We start from the raw sequence: 473 nt of genomic DNA on the forward strand, positions 1-473 counted from the left end.
GTTCATACCTATACCGGGCCCGAGCATGGCACAGAAGAGTGACAAGATCGTCCTGACCGGCGCCGCAGGCCTGGTGGGACAGAACCTGATTGTCGAGATGAAACAGCAGGGCTATACCCAGCTGGTCGCCATCGACAAGCACGAGCACAACCTGGCCATCCTGCGCGAGCTCCATCCGGACGTTCAGACCATCCTGGCCGACCTGGCCGAGCCGGGCGACTGGACCCAGGCGTTTGCCGGTGCGCGTCTGGTAGTGCAGCTGCATGCGCAGATCACCGGAAAATTCCGGGCGTTGTTCGACCGCAACAACCTGCAGGCCACCGAACGTGTCCTGTCTGCCTGCGCCGAGCACACTGTGCCCTACATGGTGCACATCAGCTCGTCGGTGGTGAATTCGGTCGCCACCGATGACTACACCGAGACCAAGACGCTGCAGGAAGCCCAGGTGCGCAACAGTGGCATTGCCCATTGCG

Annotated in this window: 1 protein-coding gene; it reads left to right on the top strand. The window is 61.9% G+C overall.

The features are described from left to right. Positions 1–25 precede the first annotated feature (25 nt). Positions 26–473 (top strand): NAD-dependent epimerase/dehydratase family protein (locus AC1DN0_RS41430; RefSeq protein WP_477146658.1); only part of this gene is annotated, 448 nt, incomplete at its 3' end.

The organism is Cupriavidus sp. 05N39 (assembly GCF_056397325.1).